Source organism: Brevinematia bacterium, assembly GCA_039630355.1.
Classification (GTDB): domain Bacteria; phylum Spirochaetota; class Brevinematia; order DTOW01; family DTOW01; genus SKYB106.
The window spans coordinates 1-5,682 of sequence record JBCNVF010000121.1 but is presented as its reverse complement, the minus strand read 5'-3'; the positions used below and the strand labels follow the sequence as shown (position 1 = coordinate 5,682).

At 35.1% G+C, this 5,682-nt stretch carries 6 protein-coding genes; 1 reads left to right on the top strand and 5 read right to left on the bottom strand.

Features of this window, described 5'->3' with window-relative positions; all coding sequences use genetic code 11:
* The 5 genes from ABDH28_07715 to speE form a co-directional block, all read right to left on the bottom strand.
* The coding region (locus ABDH28_07715) for a P83/100 family protein (GenBank protein MEN2998901.1) at positions 1–785 on the bottom strand (785 nt) is incomplete at its 3' end.
* A gap of 214 nt (positions 786–999) precedes the next feature.
* Entirely contained in the window at positions 1,000–2,178 is a 1,179-nt protein-coding gene (locus ABDH28_07710) for a CNNM domain-containing protein (GenBank protein ID MEN2998900.1), read from the bottom strand.
* Positions 2,179–2,181: 3 nt separating this feature from the next.
* On the bottom strand, positions 2,182–2,715 hold the full coding sequence (gene lptC / locus ABDH28_07705; protein ID MEN2998899.1) for an LPS export ABC transporter periplasmic protein LptC: 534 nt from the start codon (positions 2,713–2,715) through the stop codon (positions 2,182–2,184).
* 239 nt (positions 2,716–2,954) lie between these two features.
* Positions 2,955–3,560 (bottom strand): RsmG family class I SAM-dependent methyltransferase, encoded by a 606-nt coding sequence (locus ABDH28_07700; protein ID MEN2998898.1) that lies wholly within the window; start codon positions 3,558–3,560, stop codon positions 2,955–2,957.
* Positions 3,561–3,585: 25 nt separating this feature from the next.
* Entirely contained in the window at positions 3,586–4,491 is a 906-nt protein-coding gene (gene speE, locus ABDH28_07695; GenBank protein ID MEN2998897.1) for a polyamine aminopropyltransferase, read from the bottom strand.
* 335 nt (positions 4,492–4,826) lie between these two features.
* Between speE and ABDH28_07690 the strand changes: the two genes are divergently transcribed.
* Positions 4,827–5,682, top strand: an 856-nt coding sequence (locus tag ABDH28_07690; protein MEN2998896.1) for a tetratricopeptide repeat protein, incomplete at its 3' end; no start/stop codon positions are given.

Below are 5,682 nucleotides of genomic sequence, written 5' to 3'. Positions count from 1 at the left end.
CCTTTTGACTTTAGTTCTTCTTCCTTTCTAAGTAGTTCCTCTTTCTCTTTTTCAAGTTCTTCTCTTTTTTCCTTTAGCTCCTTTTCTTTTTTCTCTATTTCTTTCTTTTCTTCTTCAAGTTCCTTTTTTCTTATTTCAACCATTTCCTTTCTTTCATCTAGGCCAAGATCGTCTTGCTTCTTCAATTCTCTAATTACGTCCTCTTTGCCAATTTCTCCTAGTTTGGGTTTTTCTCCTAGGATAGATATTTTAGTGGGAATAACAAGTTCGGTTTTACCTGCCCATTCGTAGTATTTCGTTGATATACCGATGTTCTCGGTAGTGAAAGAAAACAAGTCGCTTACGTATCTTGCGCTGAAATAGTCAATGTCTCCTCTGTGGATAGCGTTGTAATAGGTTGTGAATACTGCTAGGATGTATGCTTCGCTGAATCTGTATCCAAATTTTTCTGAGAAATAGCCTGCAAGTATGAACCTTATAGCGTTTATGTGTTTTATTCTAGAACCTTTGGATACGAATATTATGTCCGCGCCGAAGAGTTCCTCGCTAGGTGGAACTCTTGTTACTGAGTATAGAAGATGGTTTTTCACTGCCATCTCTTCCGAAATTTCCGCAAGCTTTCTTCCGATATTTATCAGTTGCTTGACGCTAACACTTTTAACTTTTCCTCTATAATTCTCAAATACTACCTTCTTAGATTTTTTTATTTCCTCTTCGGCAACTTTTAACCCAGAGGCGGTGCTTGCCAAGAATACAAGTGGTATCAGTGCTAACAAAAGTTTCATAGATATACCCTCAGTTTTCTACATAAATATTTTAAACGACTGGATTGAGGTTTGATATTAATAAAGATGGAATTTAATTGGATAGGGTTTTTGGGGTTTAACTTTCTTCTCTGAAAATTTTCTTTTTAGGTGTTATGGGGTTTAGTTTATACATTGGACTATTTTTGGTATTGTCAGGTGTGGTAAAGTTGTATTCGGTGCTTTAGGTGCTTTCTTAAGCTGACACTCGGACTTTGGATATTCTAAATCCGGATATTTCTAGGACTTGTAGTGTAATGTCGGAGAATTTTATTTTCTGACCTATTTTTGGCAAAAATCCGTTGATAGTCATGATGATGCCACTTACCGTATTGTTTACTCTTATCCATGGGTATTCACTCTCAGCCTTGGATGGATTTTTGCCAAGAATTTCTAAGACTGTGAAGATACTTTCATTTCCGTCCACGATTAGAGATTTAGTAGTAGTTTCTCTTCTCCTAGTTTCTGATATAGCTTTAATTAGGGTTATCAAGATTTGTTCATATGAAACTATTCCCACGAGCGTTCCAGTATCGTTTACAACAAAGATAGGTTCCTTAAAATCTATTTCGGACTCAAATAGCTTTGATACTTCTAATCCTTCGTAGGCTATATATTTTGGTTTTCTAGCGAAATTTGTTATATTTCCTAGGGGATCAGTTTTTGGAAATTTTGATGAGATATGCCTTAAGTTTACAAATCCTACGGGATCTGTTCTGTTAAGAATGATGATGAAATCCTTTTCGGAGGTTGTGTCTATAGCTTCTTTCAGACTAGTATTTGGTGAAACTGTGTTGATTTCTTTAATTGGGAGCATAATGTTTTTTAAGTTGATCTCTTCTAAGCTGGCAATGTTTTTCAGAATTTCTGAGATTGTGGGGAATTCGCTTTCTTCAAACTCTTCTTGAATTACGGTTGCGATGTGTTCAAAGGAGATGGTATCTTCTGAGTTCTTCCTGAAGACTATGCTTCCGATGAAAGCGATAGGTAGGAAGATAGGGTAGGTGAGAAGAATTATTTTTTCTTTGTAACTTCTGAATAAGGCTTTGGGGAGGACTTCGGAAAAGACGAAAAGAAAAGGTGTTACTACAATTACTGAAAGCACTCCAGAAACAACCTCAGGTAAGTTTAGCTTAAGAAAGGTGTAGAAGATTGATATTGAAAATAGGACATTCCAGATAGTGTTTAGAAAGAGAAACACAAATAGAAATATCCTCTTGTTAAGAATGAGGAATTCTATCTTTTTATACTTTCTTGATGTGATATTAAGTTTGGATAAATCATAGATGTTGAGAGCTATGAACATTGCTTCAAAGCCTGAAGTTAAGGCACTGAGAATGGAGGTTATTACTGCAATTAGAATATACTCTATCATAGCTCACTCAACTAAGGCTTCAACGTTCTTAAGTTCTAGTGGTGACATATCTGGTGTGGTTCTCAATCCCGTACCTTTAAGTTTTGCAGTTGGTGATACTATTGTTGTTTTGTCTGACTCTGTATTGTATATTATTCGTTTATTACCATCCCATATAAGCCTTGAGGAGTAGACCTTAGTTTCGTTTTCATAGTTTTCTAGAACCACATTATCCCGTATTTCTGCCCTGTTTTTCTCGGTATGTATTTTACCAACTTTTCCCTTTAGGACGGAGGAGAGATTATTGTTCTTGAAAAACTTTATCTCTACGTTTTCTAAGTCTACTTCGTTATTTTTGTATATTACTGACTTTTCAGCGATAAGTTCCCACAGTTTTCTCTTTGTTTTAGGGTCTGTTCCAAAATACTTGAACTCCTTTGATACTAGAAGAACGTTGTTTGTGCCGATCTTTGGCTCTACTTTTATTACAGGGGGATCAACATCGTAATAACACCCAGTAGTGATTAATAATAAGGTAAGAAGGGTAATCTTCCTCACGAGAGAATGATAATTAATTCTTAGTATCTCTTTCCATTTCTGGAGAAAGTGTTTCAATAAATTCCAATTTCAGTTGGTAACTAAGCAAGATTCTAAACTTTTTGCTTAATTACTCTCTTTGGTTCCGGATAGTGCTCGTTTGATCGCAGAATTTTGCCTCTTACTAAGCCTCTTAGGTATTTGCTAAAAAAGGGTTTATTTACTCTCTTTTAGAACCCTACCTATTCGTATTTTGGTTATCATTCTACGAGCAGTCTATGGAGTTTTATTTTCTCAAAGTTACCTATTTTCGGTGGAGTGGAGTTGTAGGTTTTTACTTTCTTTGGATAGTCTACTTTCTCGGTGAGTATTGTAAGTTCAAAAGGTATTTTGAAGAATCTTTTCATTGCAATGATGTTACTGAAGGCTTTTGCTATTACGCAAAAATTTGACAGATATTCTTTTGGGGGTGTATTGTGTGATGAGTCTATTACTATTACATTTTTTGTGAGAGCTGAAGAGATATACTCTAGAAAGGCTAATTTTCTTTTTCTGTTTTCAACTAATATAAAGGTTTTATCGGAGAAAAGAAAGCTTAAAGGGATTCCGGGAACACCGTTACCGCTTCCAAAGTCAAATATGGTTTCAAATTTTTCAATGAAAGGTATAAAGTTATAGGAGAGTATTACATGGTTTTTCAAAAATTCTTCCGCCGTTTTGCAGGAAGTGAGGTTTGTTTTCTGATTCCATTCAAATAAGATGCCTAAGTACTTGTTAGTTTTTTCCTTTATTTCTTCTTCTAGCTTTTTCTCTACTACTATACCAAAGGTTGCTAATACTTCTCTTAAATCAATTGGCCAGGTCATAGATTTCTACGTAGTTAGGATTTTCTTATCCTAGGATTTCTCTTAGTAGCTCTTTGTTTAGCAGTTCTCCTTTTGTCATTTTGCTTTCAAGATAACGTTTTACAAATGGTGGTAGGACAAATGAAGCTTGATGTATTTCCCTGGAATAGAATTTCATCTTATTTAGTTCTTCTTTTGGCAAGTTGGAATACTTAGGTATTTCTGGAGGATTTTTCTTTGATGCTATTACGAAACACCAAGGGAGTATGAATGATGGTATGCAGGCATAGTATACTTTCACAAAACTTACAATATCTTTCACTTGGTTAATAATGTGCTTTGGGACATTTGGTGTTGTAAATATGGATTCAGATTGTATCACAAAAACACCTTCTTCGGATAGTAGTGATACTATCTTATTAAACGATTCTCTGGAGTAGAGGTTTTCTGCTATCTCTATGGGGGCACTTATATCTAGTAGGATTACTTCATATTTTTTTTCCGCTCTTTTCAAGAAATCAAAGCCATCTTCAATGTATATGTTGAGTTTTTCAAAGTTAGTGCCTTCCCATGTTTTGAAGTATTTTTTGGTTATTTCTATCATTCTTTTGTCTATTTCCACTAAGTCTATACTCTCAACAGTTGGATATCTTGATACCTCTCTTGCACATCCTCCATCGCCTCCGCCTATTATTAGGATATTTTTAGGTGATTCAACAAGAGACATCGGTACATGAACCATCATTTCATGGTAGATGCACTCGTCGATTTCTGTTATCATTATCAGTCCATCGGTTATTAAAGCTCTGCCAAAAGGAATAGTTTCAACAACCTCGATGAGTTGGAAAGGGGTCTTCTCTCTATGTAATATCTCCTTTATGCTTATCTCATAATTAAAACCAAAAAGTTCCTCATCTCTTAAAAAGTATCCGATGTCTCTGTTGTAGGACATGGAACTATTATATTTAACTTATGCAATCTATTTCAATCTCCTTATAGGATGATCAGTTCAATTTCCATTAGGTAAGTAGAAAGATTCAACTTTTTGTTTACTTACACTCTTTGTTTCTAGACAGCGCTTATTAATCATAAAGCTTCACTTCGTACCAAGCCTCTTAGGTGCTTATCAAGAGAAGTATTTACCCAGTCCCGACAGGGACTGCGAGAATAGTAAAAAGAAAAACTACATCTTAAGTTATAAATTTTGAAACTTATTGGTTGTTAGTGTTTTGAAAGTTATGGGTCAATTTTTTAGAATAAAATAACGAAACTAATATAAGGCATTTTATGGAAGATATAATTATACTAGGTGCACTTACGTTGGTAGTGTTGGTAATAGTAGTTGCTTTTCTCTTTAGATCGTTTGTTCAACCCTTGAAATTGGATCTTATAAAGAAAAAGATATATGATAAGAATTATGCTTCTGCTATAGCTGATCTAGAGGAGTATATAAAGAAGGATGAGAAAAATCCACTGGCGCATCTTTACCTTGCGGATTGTTACTATATGGTTAACAAGAGAGATTTAGCTCTTGTTGAGTATCGTCAGGCTCTGTCTTTAGGAAAATTCTCAAACCAAGTGATAGAAAAGCAAGCCCGATATAGGATGGCGGATATATATCTATCACTGGGTCAAGCGGAGGAAGCTCAAAAGGAATTTTTGCTAATATCTAAGATGGATCCCTCTGATTATAGGGCGTTGTTTAACATAGGCAAGATATTCTATGAAAGAAATATGAAGGATAATGCTTTGAATTACCTAACTAGAGCGGTTAAGGCGAATTTTTCGTTTGCTGATGCTTGGTTTTATATAGGAAAGATTCATCTTGAGGCTAACAGATATGGTGAAGCGATGAATGCATTTGTAAATTGTATCAAAAATGATCCCAAAAACTATGAGGCACACTATAATCTTGGGATAATATACAAGTCTATGAATAATACAGCTAAAGCGCTACAAGAGTTTGAGATAGCGGAGAGGACTCCTGACAATAGCCTTAAAGTGAAAACAATCTACCAAGTAGGACTTATTGCTGCAGATAGTGGTAATCTGGATAAGGCTATAAGTGAGTTCCAGAGAGCACTTAGGTATACAAACGAAGAGAATAGTGTTACTGTAGCGATAAGGTATGCTCTAGCTAGTG

What these genes read in the sequence shown, in the direction of transcription:
- ABDH28_07700 (MEN2998898.1), bottom strand. Translation starts at nt 3,560, where the DNA reads ATGACCTGGCCAATTGATTTAAGAGAAGTATTAGCAACCTTTGGTATA.
- speE (MEN2998897.1), bottom strand. Translation starts at nt 4,491, where the DNA reads ATGTCCTACAACAGAGACATCGGATACTTTTTAAGAGATGAGGAACTT.
- ABDH28_07710 (MEN2998900.1), bottom strand. Translation starts at nt 2,178, where the DNA reads ATGATAGAGTATATTCTAATTGCAGTAATAACCTCCATTCTCAGTGCC.